Annotated in this window: 15 protein-coding genes and 1 tRNA gene; 13 read left to right on the top strand and 3 right to left on the bottom strand. The window is 66.7% G+C overall.

Annotation, left to right across the window (positions count from 1 at the left end):
• Nucleotides 1-72 precede the first annotated feature (72 nt).
• Entirely contained in the window at nucleotides 73-1,224 is a 1,152-nt protein-coding gene (locus ASB57_RS02050; RefSeq protein ID WP_057650127.1) for an acyl-CoA dehydrogenase family protein, read from the top strand.
• A gap of 10 nt (nucleotides 1,225-1,234) precedes the next feature.
• Nucleotides 1,235-2,293, top strand: a complete 1,059-nt coding sequence (locus tag ASB57_RS31785; RefSeq protein WP_057650128.1) for an acyl-CoA dehydrogenase family protein — start codon at nucleotides 1,235-1,237, stop codon at nucleotides 2,291-2,293.
• Nucleotides 2,294-2,314: 21 nt separating this feature from the next.
• Here ASB57_RS31785 and ASB57_RS02060 read toward each other — a convergent pair whose 3' ends face one another.
• On the bottom strand, nucleotides 2,315-3,220 hold the full coding sequence (locus tag ASB57_RS02060) for a LysR family transcriptional regulator (protein ID WP_057655849.1): 906 nt from the start codon (nucleotides 3,218-3,220) through the stop codon (nucleotides 2,315-2,317).
• 123 nt (nucleotides 3,221-3,343) lie between these two features.
• On the opposite strand from ASB57_RS02060, the gene ASB57_RS02065 reads away from it, so the two are divergent.
• The 5 genes from ASB57_RS02065 to ASB57_RS02085 all read left to right on the top strand — a co-directional run bounded on the left by ASB57_RS02065 (nucleotide 3,344) and on the right by ASB57_RS02085 (nucleotide 8,538).
• The gene (locus tag ASB57_RS02065; protein ID WP_057650130.1) at nucleotides 3,344-4,561 is read left to right on the top strand and encodes an ABC transporter substrate-binding protein; all 1,218 of its coding nucleotides are present in this window, start codon (nucleotides 3,344-3,346) and stop codon (nucleotides 4,559-4,561) included.
• Nucleotides 4,562-4,599: 38 nt separating this feature from the next.
• On the top strand, nucleotides 4,600-5,658 hold the full coding sequence (locus ASB57_RS02070) for an alcohol dehydrogenase (protein WP_057650131.1): 1,059 nt from the start codon (nucleotides 4,600-4,602) through the stop codon (nucleotides 5,656-5,658).
• 93 nt (nucleotides 5,659-5,751) lie between these two features.
• A complete protein-coding gene (locus tag ASB57_RS02075) occupies nucleotides 5,752-6,948 on the top strand; it encodes a CaiB/BaiF CoA-transferase family protein (RefSeq protein WP_057650133.1) in 1,197 nt (398 codons plus the stop codon).
• A gap of 87 nt (nucleotides 6,949-7,035) precedes the next feature.
• Nucleotides 7,036-7,500, top strand: coding sequence for a MaoC/PaaZ C-terminal domain-containing protein (locus ASB57_RS02080; protein ID WP_057650135.1), 465 nt, complete (start codon nucleotides 7,036-7,038; stop codon nucleotides 7,498-7,500).
• 57 nt (nucleotides 7,501-7,557) lie between these two features.
• The gene (locus ASB57_RS02085) at nucleotides 7,558-8,538 is read left to right on the top strand and encodes a tripartite tricarboxylate transporter substrate binding protein (RefSeq protein ID WP_057650136.1); all 981 of its coding nucleotides are present in this window, start codon (nucleotides 7,558-7,560) and stop codon (nucleotides 8,536-8,538) included.
• A gap of 33 nt (nucleotides 8,539-8,571) precedes the next feature.
• On the opposite strand, the gene ASB57_RS02090 is transcribed toward ASB57_RS02085, so the two are convergent.
• On the bottom strand, nucleotides 8,572-9,243 hold the full coding sequence (locus ASB57_RS02090; RefSeq protein ID WP_057650138.1) for an O-methyltransferase: 672 nt from the start codon (nucleotides 9,241-9,243) through the stop codon (nucleotides 8,572-8,574).
• A 348-nt stretch (nucleotides 9,244-9,591) separates the two neighbouring features.
• On the opposite strand from ASB57_RS02090, the gene otnI reads away from it, so the two are divergent.
• From otnI to ASB57_RS31715, 4 genes are all read left to right on the top strand, one after another.
• The gene (gene otnI / locus ASB57_RS02095) at nucleotides 9,592-10,413 is read left to right on the top strand and encodes a 2-oxo-tetronate isomerase (RefSeq protein ID WP_057655850.1); all 822 of its coding nucleotides are present in this window, start codon (nucleotides 9,592-9,594) and stop codon (nucleotides 10,411-10,413) included.
• Nucleotides 10,414-10,614: 201 nt separating this feature from the next.
• A complete protein-coding gene (locus tag ASB57_RS02100; RefSeq protein WP_156414038.1) occupies nucleotides 10,615-10,878 on the top strand; it encodes a hypothetical protein in 264 nt (87 codons plus the stop codon).
• A 102-nt stretch (nucleotides 10,879-10,980) separates the two neighbouring features.
• Nucleotides 10,981-12,018, top strand: a complete 1,038-nt coding sequence (locus ASB57_RS02105) for a GTP-binding protein (RefSeq protein WP_057650141.1) — start codon at nucleotides 10,981-10,983, stop codon at nucleotides 12,016-12,018.
• A 419-nt stretch (nucleotides 12,019-12,437) separates the two neighbouring features.
• On the top strand, nucleotides 12,438-12,572 hold the full coding sequence (locus ASB57_RS31715; protein ID WP_255362006.1) for a hypothetical protein: 135 nt from the start codon (nucleotides 12,438-12,440) through the stop codon (nucleotides 12,570-12,572).
• Here ASB57_RS31715 and ASB57_RS02110 read toward each other — a convergent pair.
• Nucleotides 12,551-12,627 (bottom strand) — tRNA-Met (locus ASB57_RS02110). The genes ASB57_RS31715 and ASB57_RS02110 overlap by 22 nt on opposite strands.
• A 78-nt stretch (nucleotides 12,628-12,705) precedes the next feature.
• On the opposite strand from ASB57_RS02110, the gene scpB reads away from it, so the two are divergent.
• Together scpB and rluB are read left to right on the top strand one after the other, a co-directional pair.
• Nucleotides 12,706-14,043 (top strand): SMC-Scp complex subunit ScpB, encoded by a 1,338-nt coding sequence (scpB, locus tag ASB57_RS02115; protein WP_057650143.1) that lies wholly within the window; start codon nucleotides 12,706-12,708, stop codon nucleotides 14,041-14,043.
• Nucleotides 14,044-14,939: 896 nt separating this feature from the next.
• Complete coding sequence (gene rluB / locus ASB57_RS02120; RefSeq protein ID WP_057655851.1) at nucleotides 14,940-16,916, top strand: 23S rRNA pseudouridine(2605) synthase RluB; 1,977 nt, start codon at nucleotides 14,940-14,942, stop codon at nucleotides 16,914-16,916.
• Nucleotides 16,917-17,012: the final 96 nt, after the last annotated feature.

The raw sequence follows: 17,012 nt of genomic DNA on the forward strand, positions 1-17,012 counted from the left end.
GAAAAAATATTGGACGCACGGGCGCCAGGGCAGGGATAGTGGGGCTTGCCGCCACTCTCCCACGCTCAACCCATGATCGAGTTTCTGTCGCCGGTCAGCATTCCTCCACAAGACCAGGCGCTGCGCCAGGAAGTGCGCGCGTTTCTGCATGATGCGCTGGCGGGCCGCGCGCCGGACCTGCTGGCGCGGTCGTGGATGGGCTACGACGCCGACTTCAGCCGCGCGCTGGCGCGGAAGGGGTGGCTGGGGCTGACCTTGCCGCGTGCTTACGGCGGCGCCGAGCGGGGGCATTTCGCCCGCTTCGTGTTGTCGGAAGAACTGCTGGCCGCGGGCGCGCCGGTGGCGGCGCACTGGATTGCCGATCGCCAGAGTGCCCCGCTGATCCTGCGCTACGGCACGGACGCGCAGCGCCAGTTCTACCTGCCGCGGATCTGCAGGGCGGAAGCGTTTTTCTGCATCGGCATGAGCGAGCCCGATGCCGGTTCGGACCTGGCAAGCATACGCACGCGGGCCCGCCGCGAGGGGGCGGGCTGGGTGCTGGATGGCGCCAAGATATGGACCACCAACGCGCAACATGCGCACTACATGATCGCGCTGGTGCGCACCCACGGCACTGTCGAAGACCGCCATGCGGGGCTGTCGCAGGTGATCGTGGATCTGCATGCGCCTGGCGTGACCGTGCGGCCTATCGTCGACGTGGCTGGCGACGCGCACTTTTGCGAGGTTTTTTTCGACCAGGTGCGTTTGGGTGAGGACGCCTTGATCGGCACCGAGGGCGAAGGATGGGCGCAAGTCAACGCGGAGCTGGCCTTCGAACGGAGCGGGCCGGAGCGTTTGTATTCGAGCATGGTGCTGGTGCAATGCTGGCTGGATCTTTGCCGGGGGCAGGGGAGCCAGGATAGTGCGACCGCGGTGCTGACCGGCGGCATCCTGGCGCAGATGGCGACCCTGCGATCGATGTCGCTGTCGATCGCGGGCAAGCTCGCGCGTGGCGAGAGCCCGGCCGTCGAAGCGGCGCTGGTCAAGGACCTGGGCACGGAGCTGGAACAGCGCATTCCGGCGCTGATCGGCGATGCGCTTGGCGCGCTGGCGGAACCGCCTGCCGATGATGCGTTGTGGCGGACGCTCAGTTATCTGGAACAGATGAGTCCCACGTTTTCCTTGCGCGGGGGCACGCGTGAGATCTTGCGCGGCATCATCGCGCGCGGCCTGGACCTGCGTTAAGGAGACCCCGATGAACCACGCCAGTTTCTATGACGAAGACGATATGCTGGGGGCTGCCTCCGACAGGCTGTTTGCGGATACGTGCGCGCCTGGCCTCGCTAAAGCGGCGCGGCGGCCGGCGGGCGCTGATGGGGCTGCGGCCGCGGGGCGGGCGACGGCGGCCTGGGACGCTTTCGTTGCCAGTGGCACCGCTGATGCATTGATGCCTGAAGATGCGGGTGGCGCCGGGCTGGGACTTGGGGATCTGGCGTCCACGTTCTTCGCGGCGGGCTATCACGCGGTGCCTTTTCCTGTTGCGGATACGGTGCTGGCGCGGGCGTGGATCCACGCTGCGGGTGTGACGCCGCCAACTGGAGCGATCGCGCTCGCACCCTATGGATGGCGCTGCGGTGACAACCGCGTGATCGGCACACGCGTGCCATGGCTGCGTGCCGCCGATCATGTGCTGGCCGTGGTGGATGGGAAATCCGTTCTGCTACCCGTGTCGCAAGCCGCTGTTTCGGATTCCTCGCCGCACGCTGCGGTAGCCGCCAGCGCGACATGGGCGTCGGACGCTGCTACCCCCATGCTCGGCAGCGATATATGTCCTCTGGACACCCTGGCCGCCTGCGCTTATGCCGGCATCGCGACCGGCGCGTTGATTCGTGTCCTGCATCTGACGCTTGCCTATGCCAATGACCGGCGCCAGTTCGGCAAGCCGATCGGGCGCTTCCAGGCCATCCAGCAGCAGCTGGCCGTCATGGCGGAACAGGTCTGGGCCGCGCGCGGGGCGGCGGGACTGGTGCTGAACGGGCCCCACGCATATCCCCGTCCGGAAGCGGCGGCATTGGCATGGGGACGCGTGTGCGAAGCCATCGTGCCGGTGTGCGATATCGCGCACGCCGTGCATGGCGCCATCGGCATCACCGCCGAACACGACCTGGGTCTTTACACCGGCAGCCTGCGCGAATGGCGGTTGGCGATAGGCAGCGAATCGGCCTGGTACGCCCGCGTCGGCACGGGCGTCCTGGCCAGCGAGCATTCGGCGCTGGACTGCGTCCGTCAGCTATGCGGTGAAACGGTGGGCTGACACGATGCGCGCCGCGCCTCTTCAAGCCGCAACGGCCGTCGGCACGCAAGGCTCCAGGCAATCCCTCAACTTCAGCACGGCCGCATTGGCGCCTTCGCGATGCGTGACCAGGGACAAGGCCAGGGCTGAATGCGCGCGCGCATCGGTCAAGGGCACGAAGACGACATGCGGCGTCGAATAGACCCGCGCGACCCCCGGCACCAAAGCGACCCCCATGCCGCTGGCCACCAGGCTCACCACGGTCTGCACCTGGATCGCCTCCTGGCCGATGCGGGGCGTGAATCCCGCGCTGCGGCATAGCTCCTGCGTCACGCCATACAGGCCCGGGACCATCTTGGGCGAGTACACGACGAAGGCTTCGCCCCGCGCCGCGCACAAGGGCGCCGATTCAAGCAGCGCCAGCGGATGTCCCCTGGGCACCGCCAGTATCAGGTCATCGCGTTCCAGGGCCCAACTGGCCAGCAGGGGATCGTCCGCGGCAGGCCCGCGTACCAGCGCCGCGTCGATTTCGCCGCTCCGCAACATCGCCAGCAAGCCCACCGTGCTGTCCTCGCGCAGCTCCAGGCCAACGTCCGGGCAAGCGCCCCGGAAAGCAGGCAGCAGCCGCGGCAGCAGGGTGTAGGTGGCTGACCCCACGAAGCCGAGCCGCAAGGTGCCCCATTCCCCCAGCCCGACCCGGCGCGCCGCCTGGCGGGCCTGATCGGCGTGGTACAGCGCCCGGCGCGCGTCCGTCACCAACGCTTCTCCGGCGGCCGTGAGCGTGACGCCGCGCGTCCCCCGTTCGAGCAATTGCACGCCGACCAGATGCTCCAGTTTCTGGATCGACACCGACAGGGCCGGCTGGGCGATGTGCAGTACCTCGGCGGCGCGGCGATAGCTGCCCAGCTCGGCGATGGTGACCAACTGACGTAACTGACGCAAATCCATGACCATTATCAAATCCCGTATCGCTCAATACGAAACACTTATTAGACTGCGCACAGACGCCACCTTAGCATTTGCCGCAACAACGTTCAGGCCCTATGCCGGCCGGAGGAGACAAGGATGGGAATGTCAGCTCGCATCGTTCTTGCAATGACCACGTTGGCGCTGGCCTGCGCGGGTCCGGTAATGGCCGAACCCACGGGGGACGTCGTCCGCATCGGTGTTTCCAATGACCGCAGCGGCATCTATACCGATGTGGGCGGCCCGGGTTCGGAGTACGCCACCCGCCTGGCGGTCAAGGACTTCGGCGGCACGGTACTGGGCAAGCGGATCGAAGTCATCGGCGCCGATACCCAGAACAAGGCGGACGTGGCGTCTTCGGTGGTAAGGCGTTGGTTCGATACTCAGAACGTGGTGGCCGTGGTAGACGGCGGTGCGAGTTCGACTGGGCTGGCGGCCGCCTATGTCGCCAAGGAGAAGAACGGCACGGCCCTGATCAGCGGTGGCTTTGCCGGCGACTTCAGCGGCAAGCAGTGCTCCCAGGTCATCACGCAGTGGGCGCCGGATACCTACGCGCTGGCCAACGCGGTGGTGCGCGGCGCGGTCGAACAGGGAGGAAAAAGCTGGTACTTCATCACCAGCGACTATGTGTTCGGCAAATCCCTGGAAGCCAACGCCAGCCGCTTCGTCGAGCGCGCCGGCGGCAAGGTGCTGGGCAGCGCGCGCCATCCGCTGGGGGCCACTGACTTCGCGTCCTTCATCCTGCAGGCCCAGGCTTCGCAGGCGCAGGTCATCGGGCTGGCCAGCGCGGGCGGTGATCTGGTCAACCTGATCAAGCAGGCCCAGGAATTCGGGGTGACCCAATCGAAGCAGCGCATGCTCACCTTCCTGACGTTCATCACCGATGTCGCGGCCATGGGCTTGCCGGTCGCGCAAGGACTGGTGTTCCCCGATGCGTTCTACTGGGATGCCGATGACGACACGCGGGCCTGGACCAGGCGCTGGCAGAAGGAAGCCGGTTGGGACAAAGTGCCCTCCATCGTGCATGCGCTGAGCTACGTCGCGACGACGCACTATCTGCAGGCCGTGCAGGCGGCCGGTACTTTCGATGGCGTGGCGGTCAACCGCAAGATGCGCGAGCTGCCGATTACCACCAGGTTGATCAAGAATGCCCGAGTCCGTCCGGAGGATGGCCGGGTGATCATGGACCTGTACCTGGTGGAGGTGAAGAAGCCGAGCGAGTCCCGTCATCCCGGTGATTTCTATCGTATTCTGTCCACCGTGCCGGGCGATCAGGTGTTCGTGTCGCTGGCGGATAGCGAGTGTCCCCTTGTGCGTCACTGAGCCCTCGGGCTTCTACAACAAGAACGGAGAGACAGGCCATGAAATGCTATTGCGTAGTCGACTTCCACCAACCTTTGCAGCGGCTGGAGCAGCCCTTGCCCGATGTGCAGGGCGCTGAAGTGCTGCTGAAGGTGCGCGCCGCCGGGGTGTGCCATAGCGACATCCATTTGTGGGAGGGCGGATACGACTTGGGCCAGGGCAAGCGGCTGTCCTTGAAGGACCGCGGCGTCAAACTGCCGCTGACCTTGGGGCATGAAACGGTCGGCGCGGTGGAGAAGGCGGGGCCGCAGGCCAAGGACGTCCACCCCGGACGCAACTACCTGGTCTATCCGTGGATAGGTTGCGGCGCCTGCCCGGCCTGCGCCGCGGGCCGCGAGAACCATTGCACGGCGCCGCAATCCCTGGGGGTCTATCGTCCCGGCGGCTACGCCGAATATCTGCGCGTGCCCGATGCGCGCTACCTGATCGACATCGGCGACCTGGATCCCGCCACCGTCGCCCCTTACGCCTGCTCGGGCCTGACCACCTATTCAGCCTTGCGCCAGATCGGCCCGGAAATCTATCGCGACCATCCCATCGTCATCTTCGGCGCGGGCGGGCTGGGCCTGATGGCCATCGAGATCCTGCATGCCCTGGGCGGCAAGGGCGCCATCGTGGTGGACCTCGATCCCGCCAAGCGCAAGGCAGCGCTGGACGCGGGCGCGCTTGCGGCCATCGACGGCGCTGCCGCGGATGCGGCCCAGCAGATCGTCAAAGCCAATGGTGGAAAGCCTTTGCAGGCGGCCGTCGACCTGGTCGGGGCCCCGGCGACCACCGGCGCGGCGTTCGACACGCTGATCAAGGGCGGCAAGCTGGTCATCGTGGGGCTGTTTGGCGGCGCCTCGTCCTGGTCGCTGGCGCTGATTCCAATGAAGGCGGTGTCCATCATCGGCAGCTACGTGGGCAATCTGCAGGAGTTGCGCGAACTGATGGCCCTGGTGCGCGAAGGCAAGGTCAAGCCCATACCCGTGAAGACCTATCCCCTGGATGAAGCCGACGCGGTGCTGGCGTCCCTGGTGGCGGGCAAGGTGGTGGGACGGGCCGTCCTGACGCCTTGACGGCGGCGGACGGCACGCCCATACACGTGCAATATCGCGCCATACCGAAGGCCTATTAGACGCGCGTGGCGGCCATCTTTAGGATGGCCTGTCATGAGCTCCGCACACACTCCGCAGCAGGCCGCGCTAGGCGGCATACGCATACTCGACCTGACCACCGTGGTCTTCGGCCCCTATGCTTCGCAGGTGCTGTCCGATTACGGTGCTGACGTCATCAAGATAGAGGCGCCGGGCGGCGACTCCACGCGCAACACGGGGCCGGCGCGCGAAGCGGGCATGGCCGCCATCTTCCTGGGTATCAACCGCAACAAGCGCAGTGTCGTGCTGGACCTGAAGCAGGACGCCGCGCGTGCCGCCTTGCTGACCCTGGTCGATGGTGCCGACGTGTTGATGCACAGCATGCGGCCATCGAAGATGGCCAGGCTGGGCCTCGACCCCGCGACGCTGTGCGCGCGCAATCCGCGTCTGGTGTATGCGGGACTCTACGGCTTCGGCAGTGGCGGCGCCTACGACGGCCAGCCCGCCTACGATGACATCATCCAGGGTTTGTCCGGCGTGGCGGACCTGATGCGGCGCCAGACCGGAACGCCGCAATACCTGCCCACGGTCGCGGCGGACAAGACGTGTGGGCTGGTGGCGGCGCATGCCATCCTGGCCGCGCTGTTCCAGCGCGAGCGCACGGGCCGCGGGCAGGCTTTGGAAGTTCCCATGTATGAGTCCATGACCTCCTTCCTGATGGTGGAGCATCTGTACGGCGGGCATCTGTCCGAGGCGCCGGATGCCATGGGCTATCCCCGCGTGCTGACGCGCTGGCGCCGGCCCTATGCGACCGCCGACGGGCACATCTGCATGATGCCTTACACGGATGGCCACTGGCAGCGCTTCTTCACCCACAGCGGCCATGCGGACCTGGCGGCGGATCCGCGCTTTCTGGGCATCGCGGCGCGCACGCGCCACATCGAAGATTTGTATGCCCTGACCGGCGAGATCGTGGCGCGGCACACGACGGCGCATTGGCTGGCGTTGTGCGGCGAGCTGGAGATCCCGGCCGCGCCGGTCAATCGCCTGGAGGACCTGCCGCGGGATCCGCATCTGCGCAGCGTGGGCCTGTTCGTCGATGTCGACGATGGCCAGGGACACAACTACCGCTACACCCGCAGTCCGGTGCGCCTGGCCGACAACCACGTGGCGCCGGCGATGGCGCCGCGCCTGGGCGAGCACACCCGGGAAGTGCTGCGCGAGGCGGGCTTGAGCGAAGCCGATATCGCCGGGCTGGGCGGTTTCGCCTGACTGCGCCGTACCCCGCCAGTGCAGCGTCCGCTCGTGCTCGCCGCGAACGCAAGAAACATCATCACCCACCATGAGGAGAATGACACCATGACATCCAATCCGCCCCTGCTCGGGCAGGGCTACTACTGGCAGGACCTGCGCGAGGGCCAGCTTTTCCACACCTTCCGCCGTACCGTCACCGAGACCGACATCGTCAATTTCATCAGCGTCACGGGCATGCTGGAGGCCATCTTCATCGACACCACGTTCGAGCACGGGGCGATGAAGGGCCGCCCCGCGCCGGGCGCCCTGACGTATGGCCTGATCGAAGGCATGCTGATGCAGACCATGGTCCAGGGTACCGGCCTGGCCTTGCTTGAAGTGCACAAAAAGATCCTGGCGCCTGTCGTGGCCGGGGACACCATCTGGGCCGAAGTCGCGGTCACCGGCGTCAAGCCGACGTCCAAGAACAATCGAGCCGTGGTGACGTCCGCGATCACGGTGCGCAATCAGGACGGCACGGCCGTCATGGAGTACACGGCGGTACGCCTGCTGGCCGGCCGACCGGCGTAACGCGCGCGGCCCGGGGGCACACCCCAAAAAATACATAAAAAGCACGAGGAGACAATCATGGCATTACGAGCTGCATGGGCCGCCGTCGTGGCGGTCTGCATAGGCCTGGGCGCGCTGGCGCCCGTGCCCGCGACGGCCGCGGACTGGCCGCAACGGCCGGTGACCCTGGTGGTGCCTTTCCCGCCGGGCGGCCCGACCGACCTGGTGGCGCGCGTGCTGGCGCGCCAGCTGACCGAGCAACTGGGGCAGACCATCGTGGTGGAGAACCGGGGCGGCGCCAACGGCAATATCGGCATGCAGCATGTGGCGCAGGCCGCGGCGGACGGCTACACCTTGCTGTACAACACCTCGTCCATCGCGCTCAGTCCCAATCTGTACACCAAGCTGGGATTCGATCCTCAGCGCGACTTCCAGGCCGTGGCGTCGACGGCCGTGATTCCGCTGGTGCTGTTGGTGCATCCTTCCGTGCCCGCCAAGGATATCCAGTCTTTCGTGGCCTACGCCCGCGCGCAGGGCGGCAAGCTGTCCTATGGATCGGCCAGCACCGGCAACGTGACGCACCTGGGCGCGCTGATGCTGCTGCATGCCGTCGGCGCGCAAGCCATGCATGTGCCGTATCGCGGCAGCGCGCCGGCGATGACGGACCTGGTCGGCGGGCAGGTGCAGTTCATGGCCAACACGCTGAACGACTCCCTGGCCTTCATTCGGGACGGCAGGTTGAGGGCATTGGCCGTCACGGGCATCAAGCGCAGCCCCCTGTTGCCTGACGTGCCCACGGTCGCCGAGACGGTGGTGCCGGGCTTCGAGGTGGGCGCCTGGCAGGGCGTCGTGGTGCCCAAGGGCACGCCGCCCGCCATCGTCACGCGGCTCAACCAGGAGATCCTCAAGGCCCTGCAGGCCGATGAAGTGCGCAAGCAGCTGACGGCGCAGGGCGCACAGGCCTTGGGCAGTACGCCGGAAGCCTATCAACGCTACATCGCCGACGAGACGCGGCGCTGGGGCGAGGTCATCCGGGAAGCCGGCGTGAAGCTGGACTGAGCCGCTGCTCAACGCCGGCGCACGTTTGGCCTGTCAGCCGAGCCGCATCGACAGTTCGACATCGTCGTTGCAAGGCACCGACAGATAGCCGCTGTCCGGCGCACGCACGCGCTTGACGTAGGCGGGGCACATGTCCGCGTTGTCGGCGACGACCAGGGCGCCTGGGCGCAGCCGGGGTTCGAGCAGGCGCAGGACGTCGTCGTAGATGGCCTTGGCGCCGTCCAGCAAGACCAGGTCTATGCTGTCGGGCAGATCGGTGGCCAGCGTTTCCAATGCGTCGCCGGCACGGATCTCCACCAGGTCGGCCACGCCGCCGGCGTTCATGTGGATGCGCGCCTTGGCGACCTTGCCGGGTTCGAATTCACTGCCGATCAGGCGGCCGCCGCCATTGTCACGCAGGGCCGCGGCCAGGTGCAGCGTGGAAATGCCGAAGGACGTGCCGTATTCGACGATGTTCCTGGCCTTGATGCTGCGTGCCAGCATGTAGAGCAGGGCGCCGGTCTCGCGTGAGACCGGCAGCCACAGATCCTTCAGCCGGCCATACAAATCGAGGTACTCGGTTCTGCTTTGCATCAGCCGGTCGCGCTCGTCGCGCGGAATGGCGGCGGCCGCGGGGCTGGTCGCCGCGTCGGCCTGTTCGAACAGTCGCGCCAGCAGCGGCGCGAGCGGGGCGGTGGTAAGGGTGGTGTGAGGGGGGGTGGTCATTGCGAGCTTTCCAGTGTGAGCAGGAGGGCGCGTGGAAGCGCGATTCGTAAATGCGATCTATTCTTCGCATTTTTAAAGAATACGGCGCCAGGCCAGTGTTTTCCATTCGCGTTCCAGCTCGCGTTTTCTCGTAAAGCCCCTTGGTGTGCTGACTGGCTTTCGCACCGGGAGAAAGCACGAGGACGGTTGCAGGCGGCCATGCGTTACGTGCCCTTTCTGCGCTTGTCCCTCGCGTTCTTCGTCGCGATTCGCCTATAGGACTTGGCGCCGCGCCGCAGGTTTTGCGGTATGGTGCAGACCGAAAAGCACGAGCTGTCCCATCCCTGTTTCGATCCCATGGAGGCCCGCATGGCCAGGTTTGCCGCCAATCTGAGCATGATGTACACGGAACACGAATTCCTCGACCGCTTCCAGGTGGCGGCCGCCGACGGGTTCACGGCCGTCGAATTCATGTTCCCGTACCAATGGCCGGCGCGGGAGATCGCGGACCGCCTGCATGCGGCGGGTCTGCGCCAGGTCCTGTTCAACGCGCCGCCCGGCGATTACGCCGCGGGCGAGCGCGGCACCGCCAGCCTGGCCGACCGCCGCGACATATTTCGCGACGGCATCATGCGCGCGTTGGAATACGCCGAGGTGTTGGATTGTCCGCGCCTGCATGTGATGGCCGGCGTCGTGCCGACGCCTGGTGACGTGCATCGCATGCGCGCGGTGTATCTGGAAAACCTCGCCTGGGCGGCGGGCCAGGCCGCGTCCGCCGGGCGGGATCTGTTGATCGAACCGATCAACCCGCGCGACATGCCTGGCTATTTCCTCAATCATCAGGCTCAGGCGCATGCCATCGTGCAGGAAGTTGGCGCCGCGAATCTGAAAGTACAGATGGATCTGTATCACTGCCAGATCGTCGAAGGGGATCTGGAGACACGTCTGCGCACGTATCTGCCGACGGGCCGCGTGGGCCATATACAGATCGCCGGTGTGCCGCGGCGGCAGGAACCTGATACTGGAGAAGTGAACTATCCGTATCTGTTCACTGTATTGGATGAACTGGCCTACGACGGATGGATAGGTTGCGAATACCGCCCTCGCGGTGCAACATCTGCCGGGTTGGGGTGGCTGCGCGCCTGGCAGGCGGGGACAGAGGATGCCGGAAGTCGCGAAGCCGCCGGGTAGTGGGCGGGTAATCCAGGCGTGGTTCCAGGCGGCCTTTTTGCAAGCGTCGGTTGCAAGCGTCGATTGCAGAGCGCAGCGCCGGCATGGCGGGCCAGGGCGGTGTTACGCAATATTGGTAACACCCGGAAAGAGCCTGCGATTCACTCATCACGCACTTCGGCGAGCATGTGCCTCATAAACGTCCCGGAGGAGGAACGTGCTGTGATCAGATGGCATCATGTCGCGCGCGGCGTCATACGTGGCCGCACATTCGCGATCGAAATTGCGTCGGTGGAAGGCGGGTTCGTCGCTCGTTCACTGGTGGACGGCGTGCCGCCCATGAGTGATCGGTCGGTTTCCCATTCAGAGCAGGCAGCGGTGGGCAGGGCGATGAGCCTGGCCTATGCCTACGCGCACGGCCAGGCCTCGCGCGGGGGCGCCGGGCGAGAAGGCGCGGAAGCCGAGGGGCAGCGCAGGGCTGCCTGAAGTGTTTCAAGCGTGTCTTGAGCGGCCGCCCCGGTCCTTGGCTCGGGCGTGCCGCGCAGTGGTCCGATATAGTCCTGGCTTGCAGACCAGCGGACCGATTCAATGACTGACAAGCGCATAGGCGTCACCGTGCTCACGGGCTTCCTGGGCAGCGGCAAGACAACCCTGCTCAATCGCCTTGTACGAACGCCGCGGTACGCGGACGCGGCAGTGGTGATCAACGAGTACGGCAGCGTGGGGATCGACCATCACCTGGTGCGCGGCAGCGCCGATACCGTGACGGTGCTCGAAGGCGGGTGCATCTGCTGCCTGGTGCGCGGGGCGCTCACCGACACGCTGCGGGATCTGTTCATGCAGGCCCTGCGCCGGACCATCAAGCCTTTCCGGCACTTGATCATCGAGACCAGCGGGCTGGCCAGTCCGGCTCCTATCCTGTTCACGCTGCGCCATGATCATTTCCTGGCGGAACGCTATGCGTACGAGGGAACGGTGGCGGTGGCGGACGCCAGGCAGCTGGCCGCAGAGGCGTCCCCCAGCGCGCCTATGCCCGCGGAGATGGCGCAGCAACTGGCCCTGGCGGATCGGGTTGTCATCGGCAAGACCGACCTGGCGTCGCCGAGGGAAATCGAGGCAGCGCGTGCGCGCGTCGGTGCCATCAACCCGTCGGCCCAAGTGTTGGTGCTGGGGCCGGAAACCGAATTGCCCGCAGGGTTGTTGCTGGAAGGGGGATATAGAAAAAGTCCCGCGCGCGCCGACGGCCAGGCCTTGGCCGTCGAAGGCGGCTGGCTCAGCCGCTTCGCGCCGGTGACCGGCAGCCACGGGAGCGCGGGCGCGACGGCGCACGACGTGGCGGTGTGGACGCACGTGTTTGACGCGCCCCCGGCACGGCCCGCGTTTCTGCTGCGCATGGCGGCCTTGCAGGAATCCTTGGGCGAATCCCTGCTGCGGGTGAAAGGGCTGCTTGCCTTTGCCGACGGTACGGGACCCTGGGTGGTTCATGGCGTCCATCGGGAGCTGTACCCCCTGGTTGAGTTGGACGCGTGGCCCGACGCGGATCAGCGGTCCCGCCTGGTCTTCATCGTGCGCGGCATGCCGGAAGAAAAGCTTGCCGCGCTGCTGCGGGAGAGCCTGTCGCGATAGCCTTGGCAAGAGGGCAAAACGGGGGAGGGCAATGGTGTCCCGATTTTTTCCCGTTCAGAATAATGCCGCGTATAATCGACCGAATACCTGCAGCGCGGTCTGGGTTATGGCAAAGCCGCCTGGCTTGCTTCCCACAAAAGTAGCGCCGTCGTCCTGCCGGTCCAGATTCGTATTTCTGATCGAAACTTGGCGCGACGCCGGGACGGCCCCTCGGGCATCCGATAACGGACGCCATGCCGCACGGCCGGCGATTTCGCCCCAACGGTCCTTTTTCACTGTCCTGCTTTCGCGTCCAGCCTTGTTGGTCGAGGTCTTTTTGCAAGCTTCCCTTATGTCAGCACTGCCGTCGATGTCGACGCTGAATGCCGCGGCTATCGCGATGGCCGGCCGTCGTCCCTGTTCGACGTGTGTCGCTGGTAATGGCGGCGTTGCTGCGCGCGCTGCGGCTGTGGCTGCTGATCAGGCTTTTTTTGTTATTCGTTTTGCCAAAACAAAAAGGGCTTGGCGAAATCGCCAAGCCCTTCTGTATGTTTGGTTGCGGGGGCAGGATTTGAACCTACGACCTTCGGGTTATGAGCCCGACGAGCTGCCAGACTGCTCCACCCCGCGTCTGAGAAATGAATAGTAGCCCTATTTCTGAACCTTGGCAAGTCCTTTGTCTGTTTTTAATAAAAATTGAACATATCGATGAATGAAAGTGAGGCAACCATAGTCATCGAAGCCGCGTTGCTCTGCGCAACGCAGCCGATGCCGCGCGGTGAAATCCGCAAACTCTTCAACGATGACGATGACATCGATGATGCAAAACTGAGCAGCTTGCTGGAAGCGGTGCAGCAGCTCTGGGCCGACCGCGGTCTGGAGCTGGTGTCGCTGGCCAGCGGGTGGCGTTTTCAGAGCCGGCCGCATATGCAGCGTTATCTGCAGCGCCTGGATCCCGAGAAACCGCCCAAGTATTCACGCGCGGTGATGGAGACGCTGGCGATCGTGGCCTGGCGCCAGCCCGTCACGCGCGGCGACATCGAGGACATCCGTGGCGTGACCGTGTCGTCGCAGATCGTCAAGACGCTGGAAGATCGCGGCTGGATCGAAGTGATCGGCCATCGCGATGCGCCCGGGCGTCCCGCCTTGTTCGGGACGACGCGGCAGTTCCTTGACGATCTGGGATTGCGTGCCCTGGACGAGCTGCCCCCGCTGGAGGCCCAAGGCGCCGCCGCCGCCTTGGCGGGGCTGGACCTTGGTGGTATCGAGATCGAGGAAATCACGCCCGCCGGCGGCGAAGTCGTCGTCGACGAAGCCGCCGCCGCGGCACTTTCCGCCGAGGTGGATGCCGAACAGGCGGATGGCGCCGGGCCGGCCGACGTCGTGGAGCAGGCGGACGGGGCCGAACCGGCTGATAGCGTCGAGCAGGCGGATGCCGCCGAGCAGGTCGGCAGTATCGAACAGGCGGATGCTGCCGACCAGGTAGATATAGAGCAGTCCGACGCCGAGGATCAGGCGAGTGTGGTTTCCGCGTCCGGGCAAACCCTCGGAGAGGAGGGAATTGTGGATATTCCGGAAGGCGATGATGCACGGGCGGGAGCATCTGGCGTAGAATCCCACTTATCGCCAGCCGCTGACGATGCCGCGCACGCTGTGCGCCAGGCGACGGAGCGGACCGGCGCGGCCCCCGAGGATCAGGTTTCCGAGGAAAATTCCGGACCTGCCGGGAACGCGGCCGACGCCGATTTGTCCATCGATCTAGATAACGAGCAGGTGTCCGCTTTGGCGGCGCCAGTCGCCGGCCGGCCAGATATGCCGCCGCCTGGGCACGACACGATAGATCAGCCCGGCGACGGGGCGCGGGTCCCTCAACCCGCACGTACACCAGAGATAACGCCTCCCAGCACCGCGCCGGAAATCGAGCCGCGAGGCGGGGAGCCTGAAATTCCGTCACCCACGCCGGACGCCGCGCCTGAGCGCTCGCCCGAGCAGTCCGACGATGAGGATGCGCCCTCCGCCTCCCGCAAAGATAGAAATCCGGAGTAGTTCTAGTGACCATCAATAAGAAAACGCAGGACGAAGTCGTTCCCGTGAATGAGCACGCGAATGCGGCCGACGCCGCCGCGCCCGTGCGCAAGCCCCGCGCGCGCCGCGTGACGGCCGCCGCCGATGCCGCCCCCGCGGTGGCCGCGGAAGCGCCCGCTGCCGCGGCGCCCGCCGCGACGCCGCGCCGCGCCGCCAAGAGTGCCGCGGCCGCCGCCGCCGATGTTGCCGAAACCGTGGACGCGCCGCGTCCTCGTGCGCCCCGCAAGTCGACCCGTGCCAAGGGCGCGGAAGAAGCGACGAGCGCGGCGTCTGTTGATTCGAATCAGGCCGCCGCGCCGGCCGTCGCTGCCCCGGCGGAAGCCGCGCCGGCCAAGAAGCCGCGCGCACCGCGCGCAACGAAATTGGCTGCTGCCATCGGTGAAGCGGCTGGCGCCGCGGCCCCGGCCGAAGCGCCTGTCGTCCGGCAGGTCGAAGCTCAGGATACGACGCCGGCCGCTGATGCGCCCGCGCGCGCCCCCAAGCGTGCCACGCCCTCCCGCAAGCAGGCCGTGACCGCAGTGATCGCGGACGCCGGCGAAGCCCAGGCGCCCGCCGCGCCGGCCCCGGCCGTGTCCGGCATCGCTCCCGCGTCCGCCGCCGCCGAAACGTCGACGCCGTCCGCGGCGCAGGTCGGCGAAGAACCGGCGCCCCGCGCGCGTTCGCGCCGTCGTACCGATGTGGTCGAGACGGCCGCCGCCGATAGCGAACGAGCCGCCACGGCGCGCCCGCAACGCCAGGGCAAACCGCCGCGTAACCGTCCCGCACGCGGGGCGGGTGCCGAAGCCGGCAATGAGCGCGCGTCCACCTACGGGCAGGGCGAAGGCGCATCGAACGCGTCGCGAGGCCAAAGTGGCGACCTGTTCGCCGCGAACACGGAGTCCGCTCCCGCGTTCGAACCGAATGCCGCCTATGGCGATGCGTCGGGACAGCCCCAGGGCCAGGCTTCGGAAGGCGAGGGCGGTGCCCGCTCGCGTGGCCGCAAGCTGCGCACGCCGTTCCGTCGCCGTCGCGGCGATGCAGATAACGTGGGCCCCCACGGTGCCCAAGGCGCGTCGGACGCTGCGGACGGCTACGCCGCCGGCGCGGACCAGCGCGGCAACGATCGTGGGCAGGACCGCGGCCAGGACCGTGGCAACGAACGTGAGGCCGAGCAGGCCCTGACGTATCTGGAAAAAACCGCCCGTATGGAGCAGCGGCTGAACAAATACCTGAACAGCGAGGTCGTGATGCCCAAGCTGCACAAGGTATTGGCCGATGCCGGCATCGGTTCGCGGCGCGAAATGGAAGAGCTGATCGTGGCGGGCCGCGTGTCCGTCAACGGCGAGCCGGCCCATATCGGTCAACGCGTTGCCGCCAATGACCAGGTGCGTGTGAATGGCCGCGTGATCACGCGCCTGAACACGCGCAAGCCGCCCCGCGTGATCCTGTATCACAAGCCGGCCGGTGAAATCGTCAGCCATGACGATCCGGGTGGCCGCGCCAGCGTCTTCGCCCGTCTGCCCAAGCTGCGCACCGGCAAGTGGTTGTCGGTCGGCCGCCTGGATCTGAATACGGAAGGCCTGCTGATCTTCACCACGTCGGGTGAGATGGCCAATCGCATCATGCATCCGCGTTACGGCACGGAACGCGAATACGCGGTGCGCGTGCTTGGCACGATGGACGATGCGCAACGTACCTCGCTGGTCGAAGGTATCGAGCTCGAAGACGGCCAGGCCGCCTTCGGTTCGCTGGACTTCATTGGCGGCGACGGTAGCAACCGCTGGTACAGCGTGACGCTGCAGGAAGGCCGCAATCGCGAAGTCCGCCGCATGTTCGAAGCCATCGGCGTGACGGTGAGCCGTCTGATCCGCACGCGCTTCGGCGACATCGTGCTGCCCACGACCCTGCGGCGCGGCCGCTGGGAAGAGCTGGATCCCAACCTGTGTACGGCGCTGATGGTGCAGCTGGGTCTGTTGCGCGACGACGACGACGGCGATGGCCGGCGCCGTTCCAAGCAGCCTGAATCGCACGAGGGCGCGCTGCCCCCGGGCTTCGGCACCTTGGAAAACAACGGTATGAACGGCGCGCGCGTCGGCCGGCGCGGCAAGCTGCAGGGCGGCGGTGCCGGTCGTAGCGGGCAGACCGCTTCGTCGCCTTCCGATCCTTTCGGTACCGGCCTGCTGATTACCGGCGGTTATGCCAACGGGCATCCGCTGGGGCAGGACGGCAATCGCGGCCGGGGCGCCGGTAATGGCGGCGGCAACGGCAATGCTGGCGGTAACGGCAAGGGTGGCCGTCGCGGCGGCAAGCGCGGTCCCGGCCAGGGTGGTCAGGGGCAGGGCGGGCTGCAAGGCCAGGGCGGCCAAGGTCAGGGCCAACGGCGTGCTCAAGGCCGTGGTCAGGGCCGCGGCGAGGGCTACGGCGAAGGCCAGGGGCAGGGTGAAAGCCAAGGTCAGGGTCAAGGCCAGGGCCAGGGACGCGGCCGCTCCGGACAGAAGTCCCGTGGCCCGCACGGCGCCAAGAATCCGAACGCCCGCAAGGGTGACGGCCAGCGGGGTGACGGCCAGCGCCAGTACGCGCAGGGCGAGGGTCCGCGTGCGTCCGGCCAGCCGGGCGCCGAAGGGCAGCCCAAGGGCCCGCGTGGCCCGCGTCCCCCCAAGGGCAATCGCAGCGGCAAGCCGGCTGGCCAGCAAGGCAAGTCGCGCGGCAACCGTAACGCCGGCGGTGCTGGTGGCGCCGGTGGAGCGGGCGGCGGTGGTGGTGGCGCGCGTGGCGACGATTGGCAGCCGCGCGGCGCGTCGGCGCACGAATCGCGCATCGGTATTGCCGAACTGCGCGGCCGTGGCAACCGCTGAAACGGGCCTCCTGTTTCGTAACTCCGCGACGTAGCAAGCAATTTCTCGAAAATCTGATAAAATTCCGGGTTTCGCAGGCTCGTCGTTGGTGTCTGC

Source organism: Bordetella sp. N, assembly GCF_001433395.1.
In the GTDB taxonomy this organism is placed as follows: Bacteria; Pseudomonadota; Gammaproteobacteria; order Burkholderiales; family Burkholderiaceae_B; genus Bordetella_C.

What these genes read in the sequence shown, in the direction of transcription:
- ASB57_RS31785 (WP_057650128.1), top strand. Translation starts at nt 1,235, where the DNA reads ATGAACCACGCCAGTTTCTATGACGAAGACGATATGCTGGGGGCTGCC.
- ASB57_RS02080 (WP_057650135.1), top strand. Translation starts at nt 7,036, where the DNA reads ATGACATCCAATCCGCCCCTGCTCGGGCAGGGCTACTACTGGCAGGAC.
- ASB57_RS31715 (WP_255362006.1), top strand. Translation starts at nt 12,438, where the DNA reads ATGGCGGCGTTGCTGCGCGCGCTGCGGCTGTGGCTGCTGATCAGGCTT.
- scpB (WP_057650143.1), top strand. Translation starts at nt 12,706, where the DNA reads ATGAATGAAAGTGAGGCAACCATAGTCATCGAAGCCGCGTTGCTCTGC.
- ASB57_RS02050 (WP_057650127.1), top strand. Translation starts at nt 73, where the DNA reads ATGATCGAGTTTCTGTCGCCGGTCAGCATTCCTCCACAAGACCAGGCG.
- ASB57_RS02070 (WP_057650131.1), top strand. Translation starts at nt 4,600, where the DNA reads ATGAAATGCTATTGCGTAGTCGACTTCCACCAACCTTTGCAGCGGCTG.
- ASB57_RS02065 (WP_057650130.1), top strand. Translation starts at nt 3,344, where the DNA reads ATGTCAGCTCGCATCGTTCTTGCAATGACCACGTTGGCGCTGGCCTGC.
- ASB57_RS02075 (WP_057650133.1), top strand. Translation starts at nt 5,752, where the DNA reads ATGAGCTCCGCACACACTCCGCAGCAGGCCGCGCTAGGCGGCATACGC.
- ASB57_RS02085 (WP_057650136.1), top strand. Translation starts at nt 7,558, where the DNA reads ATGGCATTACGAGCTGCATGGGCCGCCGTCGTGGCGGTCTGCATAGGC.
- otnI (WP_057655850.1), top strand. Translation starts at nt 9,592, where the DNA reads ATGGCCAGGTTTGCCGCCAATCTGAGCATGATGTACACGGAACACGAA.
- ASB57_RS02060 (WP_057655849.1), bottom strand. Translation starts at nt 3,220, where the DNA reads ATGGATTTGCGTCAGTTACGTCAGTTGGTCACCATCGCCGAGCTGGGC.
- ASB57_RS02105 (WP_057650141.1), top strand. Translation starts at nt 10,981, where the DNA reads ATGACTGACAAGCGCATAGGCGTCACCGTGCTCACGGGCTTCCTGGGC.
- ASB57_RS02090 (WP_057650138.1), bottom strand. Translation starts at nt 9,243, where the DNA reads ATGACCACCCCCCCTCACACCACCCTTACCACCGCCCCGCTCGCGCCG.